This is a genomic window from Accumulibacter sp., from assembly GCF_023806565.1.
In the GTDB taxonomy this organism is placed as follows: Bacteria; Pseudomonadota; Gammaproteobacteria; order Burkholderiales; family Rhodocyclaceae; genus Accumulibacter.
On the sequence record NZ_JAMTDV010000003.1, the window covers coordinates 37958 to 54167 of the forward strand.

A 16210-nucleotide genomic window follows, 5' to 3' on the forward strand; every position below is an offset into this window, starting at 1 on the left:
CCGAGTCCAGCCGATCCCGCCGCGCGCGAGGCGCCCGGGCGCGCACGCGGCGAGGATCTGTTCTGGCGCCTCGCCGGCGGCGAAGACGTGCGACGGGTATGGAGAAGCTGGCACGCCGCCGGCGCCAGCCTTGCCCTTTTCTGGTCGGCGAGCGAGGTGCCGAGGCAAAATCCGGACATTTACAGCCATACGACTTGGGCCATGGACCGCGCCTGGGCGCAGGCGGTGCGCGACCCGCGCAGCCTGATGCGGCTTGCCGGCAATCCGTACCTGCTCTACATGCTCACTTGCGTCTATCTCGACGCGGGCGACGTGCCGCAGAATCGGGCGCTGCTCTTCGACCGCTTCGTCGAGGTCCTGCTGCTGCGCGAGCACCTGGCGGAAGAGGCGGAAGCGGCAGGCGGGACGCTGCGGCTCAGCGGCGAAGGCGAACGTCTGCTCGAAGCGCTCGAAGGCCTCGCCTGGACGATGCAGTCACGGCGCGGCCAGGCAGCGCCGGAGAGCGGCGATGAGCGCGGTGATGAGAGCGGCGATGAGCGCGGCGATGAATACGGCGACAGCGCGACGGCGGTCGACCGCTGCGAAGCCGACCGCTGGCTGGACAGCGGCCTGCTCCACCGGGCGGCTGCCGTCAGCCTGCTGGCGGTCGGCGAACGCGAAGTGCGATTCAGCCATCAGTTGCTGCAGGAGTACTTCACCGCCCGCGGCATGCGCGCGCGGCTGGCCGCAGGCACCCTGCACGCCGGCGACCTGTGGCCCGCCGCACGCTGGTGGCAGCGCACGGGCTGGGAGGAAGCCGCCGTGCTGCTCGCCGGCCTGCACGCCGACGACTGCACGCCGGTCGTCGAATGGCTGATGCGGGCGCAGCCGGAGGTGGCGGCGCAGTGTATCGCCGGCAGCGGCGCGCAGCTGCCCGAGGCGACGCTGCGGCGCCTGCGCCAGGCATGGTCGCCGCGGCTCGGCGATCTCGAACACGATCCCGAACCCGAGGCGCGCGCCGCCGTTGGGCGCGCACTCGGCCGACTCCGCCTCGGCGGCCTGCCGCTCGACGACCGACCCGGCGTCGGGGTGCGTTTCGACGCCAGGCGCCAACGACCGGTGCCGGACATCGACTGGGTCGAAGTCCCCGCCGGCGAGTTCCGCTACGGAAAATACAAGCGGAAGATCCGGCTGCCGGGCTTCCACATCGCCCGCTACCCGGTCACCCACTGCCAGTTCGGCTGCTTCCTCGACGACCCGCAAGGCTATGCCGATGCTCGCTGGTGGGAAGGCCTCGCGGAGCGGTCAGAGCGCCCTGACGAAGCGGCCTGGAACTATGCCAATCATCCCCGCGAGACCGTTTCGTGGTTCGCGGCGATGGCCTTCTGCCGCTGGCTGAGCGAAACGCTCGGCTACGAGATCCGGCTGCCGAGCGAGCAGGAGTGGGAAAGGGCAGCGCGCGGCACGGATGGCCGGGAATTCCCCTGGGGCGAATTCAAACCGGGGCATGCGAACATCGACGAAACATGGGATGGCGCCGGACCCCATGGTCTCGGGCTCACCTCGGCGGTAGGCATCTATCCGCAGGGCGCCTCTCCTTTCGGAGCGCTCGACATGGCGGGGAACGCCTGGGAGTGGTGCCTGAACCGGTTCGACAAACCGGGCGAAACCGACGCTGGTGGCGATGCCCGGCGCGTGGTGCGCGGCGGCTCGTGGTTCGTCTACCGTGACTTCGCGCGTTGTGCCTGCCGCGACGGCTACCGCCCCGGCGCCCGCAACTACGGTCTCGGCTTCCGGGTGTTGTGTGTCTCCCCCATCTTTTGAAGCGCTGGCCTCCGGCGCACTGGTCTCTGTTCCTCTGGTTTGCTGGTTCTCTGCAGCGCCGCTGCGCGGCGCTCACGGGCGCGTAGCGCCCGGCGGCCTCTCCGGCACCCTGGTGAACCGCATTCCGGCAAAAACGTGCCGTCGCAAGCCCCAGGTGTCGGCATAACGGATATGATTCACCCAGCCGTGGACGCTGGCATCCAGCTCGGCAAAGGAGATGCGTCCGGCGAGGTAGTCGTCGAGCTGAGATTGCCGATCGGCAGGCCGCGCGGCCGACACGCGGCGAGCAGGTCGTCGCCCGGGAAGTAGGTCATGGCGTATTCGTCGTCGAGCACGCCGGCACCGCTGCCGATGATGCGATCGATCAGCGCCAGGAGGTCCGCTTCAGGGACGACGCGCGCCAAGGTCGCGCGCAGGATCCGGTGGTCGATCGACGGAAAATGTTTGACGATGTCGGCCCGCAACCCGTAGCGATCGCGCTGTGCGAACTGCTGCAGCCGGTCGATGGCGCGGTGCGTACCCTTTCCCCTTCGGTTTGCGTAGCTGTCCGCGATGAAGAGGCGTTCGAAGCGTGGCTCGATCACGTTGCACAGGGCATGGTGCACCACCCGGTCGCGAAACGGTGCGGCACTGATCTTGCGCCGCTTCGGCTCGTGGATGAAGAAGTCGAGCACGTGAGCGGCCTGGTCGCCGAGATTGGCCGGCTGCTGGGCGGTTGGCTGAAGCAGACCGCCAAATAGGGGCGGGACGCCTCGGGGCCGAAACCCGGGAGGCGCCCCTCTTCGCTATGCGCCCGACGGCCGGACAGCCGTGCGGACAGGACTCGCCTGAGCCATCCACAGAACCCTCGCCTCGGCCGGGCAAGCGTGGTCGCACGACATTTCCGGAACGCCTTGCGGCGCCTCGCCCGCCCCGATGTGTTGGGCAACGGACGCGAGGGACTGCTCGATGTGGGAGACACACAACACCCGGAAGCCGAGATTGTTGTTGCGGTTGCCGGGGTGGTAGTTGTTGCGGTAGGCACAACGCGCGTTGTCACGGTTGTTGTTCCACGAGCCGCCGCGCACCACGCGCCGAACCCTCCCAGGAAGCCCCGCCGGCTTGCGCCGGCAAGCAGAGTATTGCCGGTCTGCCGATGCGAGACAAGCCCGAAGGGCGAAAAAATTTTCGCGCAGCGCCGCGCAGCGGCGCTGCAGAGAACCAGCAAACCAGAGGAACAGAGACCAGTGCGCCGGAGGCCAGCGCTTCAAAAGATGGGGGAGACACACAACACCCGGAAGCCGAGATTGCCGTCGCGGCTGCCGGGGGGGGAGCCGTTGCGGGAGGCACAACGCGCGAAGCCACGGCCGAAGCGCCACGAGCCGCCGCGCACCACGCGCCGGCCATCGCCATCTTCCGCGTTCTCGCGACCGTCGTCGGCCCCGTAGGGATACGGCCGGTAGAGGCTGCCGGTCCATTCCCACACATTGCCGCTCATGTCCGCAATCCCTTGCGGGGTATCGCCAGCGGGAAACACGCCTACCGGCGTCGTGCCGCGCGCATGGCTTTCGAAGCTGTTGCAACGGGCCGGGTCGAAGTCGCCTTCCCAGGCGTAACGCCGCCCGGCCCGGCCACGCGCGGCCGCCTCCCACTCGACCTCGCTCGGGAGCCGATAGGCCTCCCCGGTTTGCGCCGAGAGCCAGGCGCAGTAGGCGCGCGCCTCATGCCAGCAGACGCCCACCACCGGATGGGCCGGGTGGTTGTACTCCGGGTCGTGCCACCACTGCGGTTGCGTCTGCACCCCTGAAGGAAGCGAGCGGTCGAGCAGCGCCTCGAACTCGCCGTCGGACGTCTCGAGGTACCATTGCTTGAAGTTCCGGGCTTGCGTGGAAGTGATCTGGCCGGCGGTGAGCAACTCGTCAATCCATGCCGGGTTGTCGCGCACGGTCTGCCGGACGCCGCGTGCCTGCTGCCTGGGACCGTCGGCGCTTTCCTCGCCGCGCTGCCAGCGCCTGGCGGCCTCGGTGCGCCACCAGCACTCGTCCTGGTAACCGCCGGCTGCCATGAACAGCCGCCACTCGGCGTTGGTAACCGGGAAGCGGCCGATCGCGAAGGCTTCGATAGGCACGGCGTGGGTCGGCGCTTCGTCGGCGTACAGGCCCTCGTCGCTGCCGACAGGATACGTCCCAGCTTCGATCGCCACCAGCGGCGGCCCCAGGTAATCGCCGTGGGGACCGCGGCAGCGCTTGAAGCGCGGGTCGCCCAACTCGCCGAGCGCCTGGCCGGCGGCGATGCGCGCGCGCAAATCGGCTGCCGGGTCGCGGCTGCGCTCCGCCAAGCGACTCCGCAGCAACGCCACCGTCTTGCTCTTGGCACGATCGGTCGCGCGCAGGGCGGTCACGCAACGCGCAGCCAACACCAGGTTGGCGTCGGCAAGACCGCGTGCGAAGGCATCGGGATCGGCCGCCATGGTGGCTGCCAGCACGGTCGTCTCTTCCCATCCCGTCGGGTCGGGAGGGGGCAGCGGCTCGAAGTCCTGCAAGGTCGCGAGCCTGTCGGCGAGCGAGGGCTGGATGCGATCGGCGCGCCACTCGCTGCGCGCCAGTTCGGCGGCCGGCGCCGGATGCGCCGCGAGTTGCCTGGCGGCGAAGTACTCCTGCAGCAATTGGTGGAAGAAGCGCACCTGGTCGGTCCTGCGATCCTCGTCGAGCACGGCGATGTCGGTGCCGGCTTTCAGCAGCTCTTCGGCGCGCGCATGGTCGAGGTGCGCCAGCGCCTGCTCGAACCTGACCATCACCTGCTTGCCGTCGCTGCTGCCGAAACGCTCCTGCATGGCGTAGGCGAGCGCCTGCAGCCTTGGGATGAGCGGCCCGCGCCGCGGCAGATCGTGAGCGTCGCACCACTCGCGGCCGGCAATACGCTCGCGATCGCGGGCGTGCAGCACGCCGTCGCGCACGAACAGGGGGTTGCCGCCGGAGATCTCGCGCTCCAGCGCGCGTCGGACAAAACCGGTGAACAGGGCGGCGCGCTCGCTGGCGACGCGCGGGTCGTAGGCAAGCTGCTCGCTGAGCAGCCTGAGGAAGTAGGGCGTGCTGTAGAGCTCGAGCAGGCGCTGATTGCCCTGAATCTCGATCCAGGCGCGCTCGGCGTGAACGGGAGCGTAAAGACGCAGGAATTCCTCGATCTGCGGTGGAGTCAATGGCTGCACGCGCACCTGCCGCACATCGACATCGTCCTTGACGCTCAGCATCTCGCTGTAGTCGAGGCTGCGACACGAAAAGACGGCGCGGTTGCCGGGCGGAAAATCGTCGCGCAGGAAGCGCCGCCATTGTTCGACGCGCTCGCGGAAGTCCTCCGGGTCGCGGTGCGGCATCTCGTTGAGCGCGTCGAGCAGCAACAGGACGCGGCCCTCGCCCAGCAGCGCTTCCAGGTCGGGCAGGCCCGGCGCCTGCCGAAGCCATTGCGCCTGGAGCCAGTCGAGCGGTCGCGGCGCATCGCGTGCCGGATTCCGGTCGAGCGGATAGGCCCCGAGCGAGACGAAGAGCGAAACCCTGTCGCTTTCCTCCGCCAGGCGCTCGCGGGTATCTTCAAGCTGCAGGCGCAGGAGCAGCGTGGACTTGCCGCAACCGGGGGTGCCAAGAAGCACCATCGCCCGCTCGGGAATTTCGGCGAGGACTTCGCGCAGGTCGTTGTAGTCCTTCGCCCGTTCGTGGAACTGCAAGGCGTGCTCGCTGCGCACCATGTCCAGCAGCCGCAGGCGGACGAAGCGCGTGTCGACCTGGGGGCGCGCGGAAAGCTCGCGCAGCAGGGTCTGGCGATAACGGTCCAGCGCCTGCGCGGCGGTTTCGATCAGCGGTGTCGGGTGGCCCGCCGCGCCCCGCGCGGCTTGTTGCGGCGGGCCTAGCCGGGGTCCTGGGTGGTCAGGCAATCCCTGACAAAGCGGAGCATGCCCTTGTAGATCTGTGAGCTCCGATCGGCCGGCTTGCAGATGCTGAGGTGGTCTTCGTCGAGCGGAATGGCCCGTTCACCCTGGATGTTGGGCTCCGCGCTCGTTTCATTGACAACCAGGATGCCCTTGGGCAGACGGATGCCGAGCAGGGAAATCTCCGGTCGAAGCTCGCGCTTCTCGCAGTAGGTGCGGCAGACGACGGTGTGGTTCTCGAGGTATTTGTTCAGGAACCAGCCGTGCAGCTCGCGCAGCCGCGGGTCATGGGCGCCGAGTTCCATGACGTGCTCGTTGGTCCGGTAGATCGCCGCGGCGAGTTCGGCGAAGTTGGCGATATGCGCACCTGTGTGGGGGGTGGCGATGAAGGCGATACCACGGGTCTGCGCCAGGATCGGCTGGAAGCGCTTGACGCCGAGATCGTCCGCGTTGCGCAGGATCTGCTTGACCACGATGCCGCCCATGCTGTGGGTGATGAAGACCAACGGACGCTGCCCGAGGTCCTCGTTGTAAAGCAGGTCCAGCACCTGGTTGCCGCGATCGGCGAGCGGCATCGATTCCTCCTTCCACTTCGACCCGCTCGCCGCGTAGCCGAGCGTCCAGATGCCGAGGCCCGGTACATCGTCTGCCAGCCAGTTGGGCCAGAAGCTGGCGATGTCGTCCTGGTCGGCCATCCAGGTGGTCCACGAATCGCCGCCCAATCCGTGGACGAACACCACATCCATGCGGCGCTGTGGATCATCGCAACCGGCGATCTTCTGGAGTCCGCGCCGGGCTTCAGCGTCCGGCAGGCGACTCGTCAGCATGGGTGTTTCCCCTTTGTGGTTCGCTCCAGCAAACCCGGAGCCTCTGCACCACCTCTCAGGGGGTGCGCGCTTCGTTGCGGCGGCGGTTTCGCCAGAAATTCACCGAAAGGTAGATGAGGAAGCCGACGAAGGTGGCGAAGCCGGCGATCTGGAAGTATAAGGAATAATTGGTGCGGTAGCGGCCGGTGACGGGGTCGTAGATCGAGCAGAGGATGCGGACGCGCTGCATGATCTCCTGCAGCGTGCCGGCCGACGGCGGGATCGGCGCGCGCGTGATCAGCATCTTCAGCGGTTCGGCAATGTCCTCGGCGGTGAACTTCTCGCCGTACACCTGGCGGACGATCGTGCCGTCGGCATCGACCAGGCTCACCTGATTGAGGTGATCAAAGCCGGCCGCGGTGGCGACGAAACTGAAGCCGAAATTGCGCGTCAGTTCATCGACGATCGCCGGGGCAGGGCTGAGGAACTCCCAGTTGGGCAAACGGATGCCATGCTGTCGGGCGAAGTCCTTCAGCGCGGCCGGCGAGTCGAAGGGCTGATTGAAGCCGATGCTGATCATGTGGAAGCGGTCGGCGCCCATCACGCTGACGGTATCGTCGACGGCCTTCTGCAGGTTGCGTATGGTTGTCGGACAGGCCTGGAAGCAGGCGGTGTAGATGAAGTTGACGAGCAGTGGCTTGCCACGGTAGCTCGACAGCTCGACCGGTCTTCCCTCGCGGTCGAGGAGCACGAAATCGCCGACGCGTTTGCCGATCGCGCTCTGCGAGAGCTCGAAAGCGGCCTTTTCGTCAAGGGCAGTGAGCGTCAGACCGCTGTTTGCCCCTTGCGGGCGCGCCGTCAGCTTGGGCTTCTCGGGCACCGCGTCGGCGGCAAGAAGCGACTGCGCGGCGAGCAGGAGAAGCGCTGCGAACAGCACACGGAAAATTGCGGCGATCACCGGAGCGGGCCGACAGGAATCAGGAAGCGAACTGGGCGTCGATGATGGCGGCGAGGAGGACGAGGGTCAACTGGATCAGCGAGGCATGGAAGCAGACCATCGCCGACTTGCGGCAGGGGTCGCGGGTCAGGCGCCATGCTTTCTGCAGGAAGAGGAATCCGCCCGTCGCGGCGCCGGCAAAGTAGATCGCACCGAGACCGCAGGCGAGCGGCAGCATGCTCGCCGCCACCAGCGCCAGGGTGCTGAAGAAGATCGTGTTTGCCGCACGCTGGTCACCGACGACGACCGGCAGCATGGGTACGCCCGCTGCCGCGTAGTCGTCACGGAAAGCGATCGCCAGGCTCCAGAAATGCGGCGGGGTCCACAGGAAAAGCACCAGTGCCAGCGCCAGTGGCACGGCGCCGATCTGTGGATCGGCCGCGGTCGCCCCGGCCAGCACTGCCCAGCTGCCGGCGAGTCCGCCGAAAACGATGTTCAACCAGGTGCGCCGCTTGAGCCACACGGTATAAACGATGGCATAGAAGAAAGCGCCGAGAAAGACGAACAGTGCCGACCAGGCGTTGAGCGCGATCCACGCGGCAGCGACCGACAGGGCGGTGAGGGCGGCGATGATCAGCAGCCAGACGGGGCCGTGCCGCAGCTCGCCGGTGACGAAGGGACGCCGGCTGGTGCGCGACATCAGGTGATCCCGGTCGCGTTCGTAATATTGGTTGAAAGCGCCGGCACTGGCCGAGGAAACAAGCACCGAAAGGGTCAGCGCGAGCAACTGCAGCGGGCTCAGGCCGGGACCGGAACTGACTGCCAGCCCCGCCAGTGCGGTAAACGTGATGACGACGCCGATGCGCAGCTTGAATACGCCCAGAATGGCACGCAGGGGGGAGCCGGGAGTGCTGTTCGGTGGGGGTGTGGATTGCATTGGCGTCGATAGCGTGGCGATCAAAAATGGTTTGCCGGCGATTTCCGACCTGCTTGAATCGGGCCTGTCGGCCAAGCCCGATTGAGGCAGGTCCCCGCGTCCCGTGGGGAGCGGGGAGTTGCCGAATCAGCTGAGCAGCCAGACTTCGGAAAGGTACTTCCAGTTGACGAAGTAGTAAAGAACAAAAGCAACGAAGAGCAGCAATGCCAGGACGACCGTACCCGGAACGGCAACATGATCGCTGCCGTGCGCGACGGCGGAGGACGCCTGGGTGTTCGCCGGGATCGGCGTCGGCTGGCTGGAAACCTTGCCGCCATCGAGCTTCTTGCCGAACAGCAGCGAGCCGACGACGAGCAGAATCCACAGGCCGCCGCCGAGCACCGCCAGCACACCGAAGATGCCGGTCAGGCCCATCATCAGGTACGCGGCACCCGGCCACTCATACTGGAACGGCGCGCCCGAAAACGCCATGTCCCAGTGCCGGCGGGAAACGCCCAGGGTGCCGGCGCCCATCATCACCAGACCGAGCACCGACATGCTGATGCCGAACAGGTAAGGCTGGATCTGACACAGCTTCGGCAGGATCATCTCGCGCTTGAAGAGGACCGGTACCAGCAGGTAGGTGACCGCCATGAAGGCCAGCGTCGTGCCGGTGACCACGGTCGTGTGGAAGTGGCCCGGAACATAGAAGGTGTTGTGCATCAGCATGTTGATCTGCTCGGTACCGAGCACGACACCAGAGATGCCGCCGAGGAAGCCGAAGCTCACGAGCGAGATGAACATCCCTGAAAACACCGGGTTGCCCCACGGCGCCTTGCGCAGCCATTCGAACAGGCCGTTCGTGTAGCCCTTGCGCCGCTGCGCCGCCTCGATCGCGCCGGGCACGGTGAAGCCGTGGATCATCGACGCCATGACCGCGAAGTACATGAAGTAGGATGTGTTGAGGACCTTCCACTCGGCGCTCATGCCCGGATCGGACAGCAGGTGGTGCGCACTGGCGAGTTGCAGGAAGAGGATGTAGAGCAGGAAGGCGAAGCGCGATACCTTCTCGGACAGGGGCTTGGCACCGAAGACGACGGCGGCGATCAGATACCAGATGGCGACGTGCGCCGAGACATTGATCTGTTGCGACGAGTGCCCCAGTCCCCACCACACCATGCGGTACAACTGGGCATCGATTTCCTTGATCAGGCCGACCGACCAGAGGAAGGTCGGCAGCAGGATGCCGGCGCCGGCCAGGATGGTGAAGGTGGCGATGATCGCCGCCGTCAGTGCCCCGAAGGTCACCAGCGGGATCGATCCGCTATAGGTTTTCTCGCGCTTGGCGATCACCAGCGTGGCAAAGAAGATGCCGCAGCCGATCAGCGCGCCCACCGCGAACAGGATGATGCCGAGGTAGAAATGCGGCGCTGCCTGCATCGGGACGTAGGAGGTGAACATCACGCTTGATTCGCCCTGGAAGATGGCGACGTTGGTCATGATGCTGCCGACGACCATCAGCCAGAACGCCGCCCAGGCGACCTTCGGTGCCGCCAGCCGGCAGCGCAGGAGTGTCGACGAGGCGAAATAGAGCACGGCCATTTCGAAGAAGATGATCCACAGGATCAGCATGTCGATGCCGTGCGCGGTGAGGATCAGGTAGAACTGGTCGGCCGGCAGCAGCTTGATCGCTGGCCAGCGGGTGAGGATCACCAGCAGCGCGGTGATGCCGCCGGCGAGCAGTGCGAGGACGCCGGCGACGGCGTTCCAGCGCATCAATTTCTCGGCCTGATCCTCGAATTGCAGTCCGGAGACGGGACAGGTTCGGTAAGTCGTTGCCATCTATTCACTCCCCCTTATTTCACGTAGATGCGGCCGAGCATCGAGGCGTGACCGATGCCGCAGTATTCGTTACAGACGATGGCATAGGTGCCTGCCTTGGTCGGCGTCATCTTGACCACGTGTTCGTAGCCAGGGATCACTTCGATGTTGATGTTGACCGGCTGCAGCGAGAAACCGTGCAGGTAGTCCATGGACGACAGATGGATCTTGTAGGTCTGGCCATGTTCGAGTTCCAGAATCGGGTACCAGGCCCACAGGCGTGCGATCAGGTAGCCGTCGCCGCCGGCCGGTACCTTGACGACCGGAATCTGCTGGTCGGTTTCGGTGCGGACCGTGTTCTCGGCGATGAATTTTTCGGCCTTGGCGGCGAACATCTCCGGGGTGGTCTTGTAGGTCTCGTTGGACAGGTTCTGCTTGCCGTAGACGTGCCAGTAAATCATCATCACGAACATGACCATGCCCCAGATGAAGGCGATCGCGATCCATGCCCATTCGACCTTGTCGATGGGTTGCTTCCACCAGAGCCGTTCGGACGGCGGCAGAATTGCACTCATAATTGGTTCTCCCTGATATGGCTGATTGGCTTACCGGGCAAGCGGCGTGTTCATGATGTCGATGATCCCCCACAGGATGTACAGCAGCCCGGGTGAAGCCACGCCGAGGAACAAGAGGAGGAAGTGGTTGTCCAGCAGCTTCTGCATGAACGGAATGTCGTCATCGTTGTTGTTGGCCATATTTCGGTCCTCCATCACTGATTGGCGCACGCGGCGCATGGTAAGGTGCGACTGACGTCGAATTCCTTGCGCTTTCGGGGCACAATTGGCGGAAGGATACCTGCAGCAGGCGGCCGGGCGATTTGATTCACGTCAAGAACACGGAAACCCCGCGAGCAGTGTCAAGCCCAGCAGGCAAGCGCATCCCGGCGTGTCGCCTGCGGTCGATTGTCGCAGGCGGGAAGCCTGCGGAATGTGTCGCAGAGAGCCTATAATCGTCGCTTTTTTCGGTTCTCCCGGGTCATTATCATGGACAAGGTTGCTCGTCGGCAGGTCGCTCTCTGGTTGCTGATTTGCAGCGCCATGGTCTTCACCATCCTGGTGGTGGGTGGCGTCACCCGCCTGACCCATTCCGGGTTGTCGATCGTCGAGTGGCAGCCGATCGTTGGCGTCGTGCCGCCGCTGAATCGGGAGCAGTGGGACGAGACCTTCGAAAAGTACAAGAAGACGCCCGAGTATCAGCAGGTCAACCACCAGATGACGCTCGACGAGTTCAAGGGCATCTTTTTCTGGGAGTATGTGCATCGCGTCCTCGGACGCCTGATCGGCGTGGTCTTCCTCCTGCCGTTCCTGTACTTCTGGTGGCGGCACAAACTCGACCCGCCGCTGGCGACGAAGCTGCTGGGAATTTTCGTGCTCGGCGGCCTGCAGGGGGCGATGGGCTGGTACATGGTCAAGAGCGGGCTGGTCGACGATCCGCGCGTCAGTCACTATCGATTGACCGCGCACCTCTCCCTGGCCTTCCTGCTCTTCGCCTCGATGTTCTGGGTAGCGCTGGGATTGCTCGACGAGCGTCGCCGCGCCGATGATGATCGCGACCTGCACGCGCTGCAGCGAGCCGGTTTCTGGCTGGCGATCCTGGTGGGCTACATGGCGGTCACCGGCGGATTTGTTGCCGGCATTCGCGCCGGCAAGGCGTACAACAGCTTTCCGTTGATGAACGGCCATCTGCTGCCGCCCGAAAGCTTCCTGATCGATCCGTGGTATCTCAATTTCTTCAACAACATGGCGTTGGTCCAGTTCGATCACCGGCTGGGCGCCTGGCTGCTGTTCCTGTTCGTGCCGTGGTACTGCTGGAAAATCTGGAATGCGAAGATTCATGCGACAGCGCGTCGTGCAGCGACGCTGTTGCTGCTGGTGCTGCTGGCGCAGCTTGCACTGGGTATTGGCACGCTGCTGCTGGGCGTCCCGGTCGCTCTGGGTGCGGCACACCAGGGCGGAGCGATGGTCGTTCTGGCCGTATTGCTGTGGTTGAATCACACCCTGCGCGTACAGCGCACAGCGGGCGGATCCGCCTGATGGTCGACGATCGTCAGCGCTTGCGACGGGTCCGGGCAATTGCTCTGCTGCTGACCGGCCTCTCGCTGCTGGTTGTGGTACTGAGCGCCTATCTTCGTCTCGACGGCGCCGGTCTCGGCTGTGCCGATTGGCCCGCGTGCTACGCGAAACTGCTGAGCGAACCGCAGGAGCAGCGTTTCGGTGTGGCGCGACTGCTGCACCGGACGTCTGCCTCGCTGTCGCTACTGGTCACCTGCCTGCTGGTCTGGCAATGCTGGAAGCGTCCGGCACTCGTTGCGCCAGCGCGTCCGGCAACGCTGTTGCTGCTCCTGATGCTGTCGCTGTCGGCTCTCGGCATCTGGAGTTCCGACCCACGGCAGACACTGGTCGGCTTCCTGAACATCGTCGGTGGTCTCGGTCTGGTGAGCTTTTCGTGGCGGGTGGCGATGGTCAGTGGCGCATATCCGGCGTCGCAGGCCAGAGCAACGACGATGCTGCGTCTGGGCGCCGCCGCACTGTCGATCACGGTCATGCTGGGTGGGCTGATCGGGGCGGGTTACGCGCTGCTCGCCTGTACCACTTTCCCTTCTTGCGCGGGCGGGTGGTGGCCAGCAGCGAGCGACTGGGCGGCGATGCACCCCTTCACCAGCCTGCGCACCGCGCCGAGCGCCGCCGACCCGGGCGGCGCCGGTCTGCATCTGCTGCATCGCTACGCTGCCGTGGCTGCCCTGGTCATGTTGAGCGCGGCAGCGATCCGCAGGTTCGCCGCCAACCCGCAAGGCAAGGCCCCGGCCTTGCTTCTGGCCTTACTGGCGTGCGAGATCGCGCTTGGTATCCTGATCGTACTCGGCGATTTCCCGCTATGGCTGGCAGTCGGCCACGATGCCGTGGCTGCGCTGCTGCTCGCGACGCTGGCAACCCTGTTGCACCGCTGAGCATCCGACAGAGCAGCCGCCCGCCACCGCAAGCGGTCTGCCGAATCCTTCTGATGGATTACGTTTCGCCGGCCTAGACAGAAAACGACGAACCGCAGCCGCAGGTCGACGACGCGTTGGGATTCTTGATCACGAACTGCGAACCCTCGAGTCCTTCGGTATAGTCAATCTCGGCTCCCACCAGATACTGGTAGCTCATTGGGTCGACCAGCAGCGTGACGCCGTTCTTTTCCAGGGTGGTGTCGTCATCGTTGGCGATTTCGTCGAAGGTGAAGCCATACTGGAAACCGGAACAACCACCGCCCGTCACGAAAACTCGGAGCTTGAGTTCGGGGTTGCCTTCCTCTTCGATCAACTCCTTCACCTTGCCGGCCGCGCTGTCGGTAAAGAGAAAGGGCATCGGCATTTCGGTCGCTACATTCATTACGCATTCTCCTGATTGTGATCAATTTGGGCGGGCAAGCACAGCAGCTGTGACAGGTGCTGCGGCGAGGAGTTCCGGGGGTCGCCCTGCCTCGTTCTGTTGGTGTACCGATCTTTGCGGTATTTTCTACGACCCTGCGATCATACCATCTTCGCTGCGTGGCCGAGCTTTCCCGATCTTCCCGGTCGCCTGGCCTGCCGCGGTTCGCCGTGGCGGCCGAAAGGGTGAGTTCAAGGCAGGATTGCCAGTTGGCGCAGGCCTTCGGTTTCCGCCAGGCCGAACATGATGTTCATGTTTTGCACCGCCTGGCCGGCGGCGCCCTTGACCAAATTGTCGATCACCGAAAGAACGACGACGACGTTCCCTCCCTGTGGGCGGTGCACGGCGATGCGGCAGAGGTTCGCGGCGCGCACCGAGCGAGTGTCGGGATGCGAGCCGGGGGGCAGGACATCGACGAAGGGCTCGTTCTGGTAGCGTTTCTCGAACAGCGCCTGAAAGTCTGCGTCAGCCATGACGCGGGCGTAGAGCGTGGCATGGATGCCGCGGATCATGGGGGTGAGGTGGGGGACGAAAGTCAGGCCGACGGGAGCAGACGAGATGCCCGCCAAGGCCTGCCGGATTTCCGGGAGGTGACGGTGACCAGGCACGCCATAGGCCTTGAAATTGTCCGATGCCTCGGCGAACAGGGTCGGTATCTCGGCCTTGCGACCGGCTCCGGAGACGCCCGACTTGGCGTCGGCCACGAGATGGTCCAGTTCGACCACACCGGCCTCGATCAGTGGCAGGAAACCCAGCTGTACCGCCGTCGGGTAGCAACCTGGATTGGCCACCAGGCGAGCGTCGCGAATTTGTGCGCGAGCGTATTCCGGCAGGCCATAGACGGCTTTCCCAACCCACTCGGGGCTTGCATGCCGCATTCCGTACCAGTGCTCCCACTCGGCAACGTCCTTGATGCGGAAGTCGGCGGCGAGGTCGATGACCCGCACCCCGGCGTCGAGCAGTGCCGGCGCCTGCTGCATGGCGACACCGTTTGGCGTGGCGAAAAAGACCACGTCGCAGGACTTGAGATCGGCGCATGCCGGATCCTCGAACTTCAGATCGAGCGTCCGGCGCAAGCTCGGAAACATGCTTGCGACGGCAGTGCCCGCGTCACCCCGGGACGTTATGGTGACGATCTGTACCTCCGGATGCTGCGCCAGCAGCCGCAACAACTCGACGCCGGTATAACCGGTGCCGCCAACGATGCCCACCTTGATCATGAGTAGCTCCGCGTCATTCGCCAATGATGGCGTGTCGGTCAGTGCACAGACAAAAGCCGCCCAATGGCGGCTTGTCTTGTGTGGCGGAAGGAGATCAGCGCTTGGAGAACTGCTTGCGCCGCCGCGCCTTGTGGAAACCGACCTTCTTGCGCTCGACTTCACGAGCGTCACGGGTCACGAAGCCCGCTTTCGAAAGCGCGGGCTTGAGCGATCCGTCGTAAGCGATCAGGGCCCGCGTGATGCCGTGCCGAACGGCGCCCGCCTGCCCCGACTCGCCGCCACCGGCGACATTGACCATGATGTCGAAGCCCGCTGCCTGGTCGACCAGTTGCAGTGGTTGGCGAACGATCATGCGACCCGTGACGCGCGAGAAAAACTCGTCGACCGGCTTGCCATTGACGACGAAATTGCCGTTGCCCGGCCGCATGAAAACGCGCGCCACAGCGCACTTGCGCCGGCCGGTGCCGTAGAAATAATTATCAGCCATCGTGTGACCCTTCAGATTTCAAGAATTTTCGGCTGCTGGGCAGCGTGCGGATGGGTGCCGCCGGCGTAGCACTTCATCTTCTTGAGCATCGCGTAGCCGAGCGGTCCCTTCGGGAGCATGCCCTTCACCGCACGTTCGAGGACGCGTCCCGGAAAGCGCTGCTGCATCTTGACGAAGTTCGTTTCGTACAGGCCTCCCGGGTACCCGGAGTGACGATAGTACTTCTTGTCCTCGGCCTTGTTACCCGTAACACGCAGCTTCTCTACGTTGGTGACCACGATGTAATCACCGGTATCGACATGTGGGGTAAATTCAGGCTTGTGCTTGCCACGTAGACGACGAGCAATTTCACTCGCAAGCCGGCCCAGCACCTTGTCCGTGGCATCAACCAGAAGCCATTCGCGCGTCACTTCGTGCGGTTTGGCGGAAAAAGTCTTCATCAGAAACGCCGTCCTTTTGTGCCTGATTACGGAAAGCCGGGCATCTTATTGCAAGTCGGCAATGTGTGTCAATTGCTGTTCGGCAGCGCGGATAGGGTTCGGACGCGCTGGCGCGGGGTTCACGAGAGCCTTCCGGGTCGTCGCGGGAGCATCACCGGAGTCAAGCGGGCCGTCGGGTTGCCGCAAACCCGGATCAGAACGCTGACTTCGGCGTCTCGCCGACGTGCCCACTCCTGGCGGTCTTGACCCCCAAACGTCATCCAGCGTCACCCGCGAGGCTCGGGACCTCTGTTCAGCCGTGCTCATGGCGGTCCGCGAACAGAGCTGCTCGGCGGCGTCGCCTGACGCTGGGGTGGAATCGCCGCCGTCGGCACGAAGTGTCCCTCGTTGCAGTGTGGACAGCGCGCCC

General features: G+C 64.9%; 16 protein-coding genes. 3 read left to right on the forward strand and 13 right to left on the reverse strand.

Features of this window, described 5'->3' with window-relative positions; all coding sequences use genetic code 11:
- A partial coding sequence (locus NFV80_RS00165; RefSeq protein WP_295324627.1) for an SUMF1/EgtB/PvdO family nonheme iron enzyme occupies nucleotides 1-1803 on the forward strand: 1803 nt, incomplete at its 5' end.
- A 176-nt stretch (nucleotides 1804-1979) separates the two neighbouring features.
- On the opposite strand, the gene NFV80_RS00170 is transcribed toward NFV80_RS00165, so the two are convergent.
- From NFV80_RS00170 to NFV80_RS00205, 9 genes are all read right to left on the reverse strand, one after another.
- Nucleotides 1980-2477, reverse strand: coding sequence for a reverse transcriptase domain-containing protein (locus NFV80_RS00170; protein WP_295324629.1), 498 nt, complete (start codon nucleotides 2475-2477; stop codon nucleotides 1980-1982).
- 111 nt (nucleotides 2478-2588) lie between these two features.
- Entirely contained in the window at nucleotides 2589-3161 is a 573-nt protein-coding gene (locus NFV80_RS17390; RefSeq protein ID WP_366143377.1) for an SUMF1/EgtB/PvdO family nonheme iron enzyme, read from the reverse strand.
- The gene (locus NFV80_RS00175; RefSeq protein WP_295324632.1) at nucleotides 3050-5710 is read right to left on the reverse strand and encodes an SUMF1/EgtB/PvdO family nonheme iron enzyme; all 2661 of its coding nucleotides are present in this window, start codon (nucleotides 5708-5710) and stop codon (nucleotides 3050-3052) included. The genes NFV80_RS17390 and NFV80_RS00175 overlap by 112 nt, the downstream gene beginning before the upstream one ends.
- A complete protein-coding gene (locus NFV80_RS00180) occupies nucleotides 5683-6531 on the reverse strand; it encodes a hypothetical protein (protein WP_295324634.1) in 849 nt (282 codons plus the stop codon). The genes NFV80_RS00175 and NFV80_RS00180 overlap by 28 nt, the downstream gene beginning before the upstream one ends.
- A 55-nt stretch (nucleotides 6532-6586) precedes the next feature.
- Nucleotides 6587-7468 carry an SCO family protein gene (locus NFV80_RS00185; RefSeq protein ID WP_295324637.1) on the reverse strand — a complete coding sequence of 294 codons (882 nt, stop codon included), beginning with the start codon at nucleotides 7466-7468 and terminating at the stop codon, nucleotides 6587-6589.
- Nucleotides 7469-7487: 19 nt separating this feature from the next.
- A complete protein-coding gene (cyoE, locus tag NFV80_RS00190) occupies nucleotides 7488-8384 on the reverse strand; it encodes a heme o synthase (RefSeq protein WP_295324639.1) in 897 nt (298 codons plus the stop codon).
- 126 nt (nucleotides 8385-8510) lie between these two features.
- Nucleotides 8511-10205 (reverse strand): cbb3-type cytochrome c oxidase subunit I, encoded by a 1695-nt coding sequence (locus tag NFV80_RS00195; protein WP_295324642.1) that lies wholly within the window; start codon nucleotides 10203-10205, stop codon nucleotides 8511-8513.
- A gap of 14 nt (nucleotides 10206-10219) precedes the next feature.
- Nucleotides 10220-10759 carry a cytochrome C oxidase subunit II gene (locus NFV80_RS00200; protein WP_295324644.1) on the reverse strand — a complete coding sequence of 180 codons (540 nt, stop codon included), beginning with the start codon at nucleotides 10757-10759 and terminating at the stop codon, nucleotides 10220-10222.
- 30 nt (nucleotides 10760-10789) lie between these two features.
- Nucleotides 10790-10939, reverse strand: coding sequence for a hypothetical protein (locus NFV80_RS00205; protein ID WP_295324647.1), 150 nt, complete (start codon nucleotides 10937-10939; stop codon nucleotides 10790-10792).
- A 288-nt stretch (nucleotides 10940-11227) separates the two neighbouring features.
- Between NFV80_RS00205 and NFV80_RS00210 the strand changes: the two genes are divergently transcribed.
- A complete protein-coding gene (locus NFV80_RS00210; RefSeq protein WP_295324649.1) occupies nucleotides 11228-12277 on the forward strand; it encodes a COX15/CtaA family protein in 1050 nt (349 codons plus the stop codon).
- A complete protein-coding gene (locus NFV80_RS00215; RefSeq protein ID WP_295324652.1) occupies nucleotides 12277-13191 on the forward strand; it encodes a COX15/CtaA family protein in 915 nt (304 codons plus the stop codon). The genes NFV80_RS00210 and NFV80_RS00215 overlap by 1 nt, the downstream gene beginning before the upstream one ends.
- 73 nt (nucleotides 13192-13264) lie before the next feature.
- Here the strand turns inward: NFV80_RS00215 and erpA are convergent, their stop codons facing one another.
- From erpA to rplM, 4 genes are all read right to left on the reverse strand, one after another.
- On the reverse strand, nucleotides 13265-13615 hold the full coding sequence (erpA, locus tag NFV80_RS00220; RefSeq protein ID WP_295324654.1) for an iron-sulfur cluster insertion protein ErpA: 351 nt from the start codon (nucleotides 13613-13615) through the stop codon (nucleotides 13265-13267).
- Between the two features lie 230 nt (nucleotides 13616-13845).
- Nucleotides 13846-14874, reverse strand: coding sequence for an N-acetyl-gamma-glutamyl-phosphate reductase (gene argC, locus NFV80_RS00225; RefSeq protein ID WP_295324657.1), 1029 nt, complete (start codon nucleotides 14872-14874; stop codon nucleotides 13846-13848).
- Between the two features lie 94 nt (nucleotides 14875-14968).
- On the reverse strand, nucleotides 14969-15361 hold the full coding sequence (gene rpsI / locus NFV80_RS00230) for a 30S ribosomal protein S9 (protein WP_295324660.1): 393 nt from the start codon (nucleotides 15359-15361) through the stop codon (nucleotides 14969-14971).
- An 11-nt stretch (nucleotides 15362-15372) separates the two neighbouring features.
- Nucleotides 15373-15801: a 50S ribosomal protein L13 gene (gene rplM, locus NFV80_RS00235; RefSeq protein WP_295324662.1), complete on the reverse strand. Its 429-nt coding sequence runs from the start codon at nucleotides 15799-15801 to the stop codon at nucleotides 15373-15375.
- Nucleotides 15802-16210: the final 409 nt, after the last annotated feature.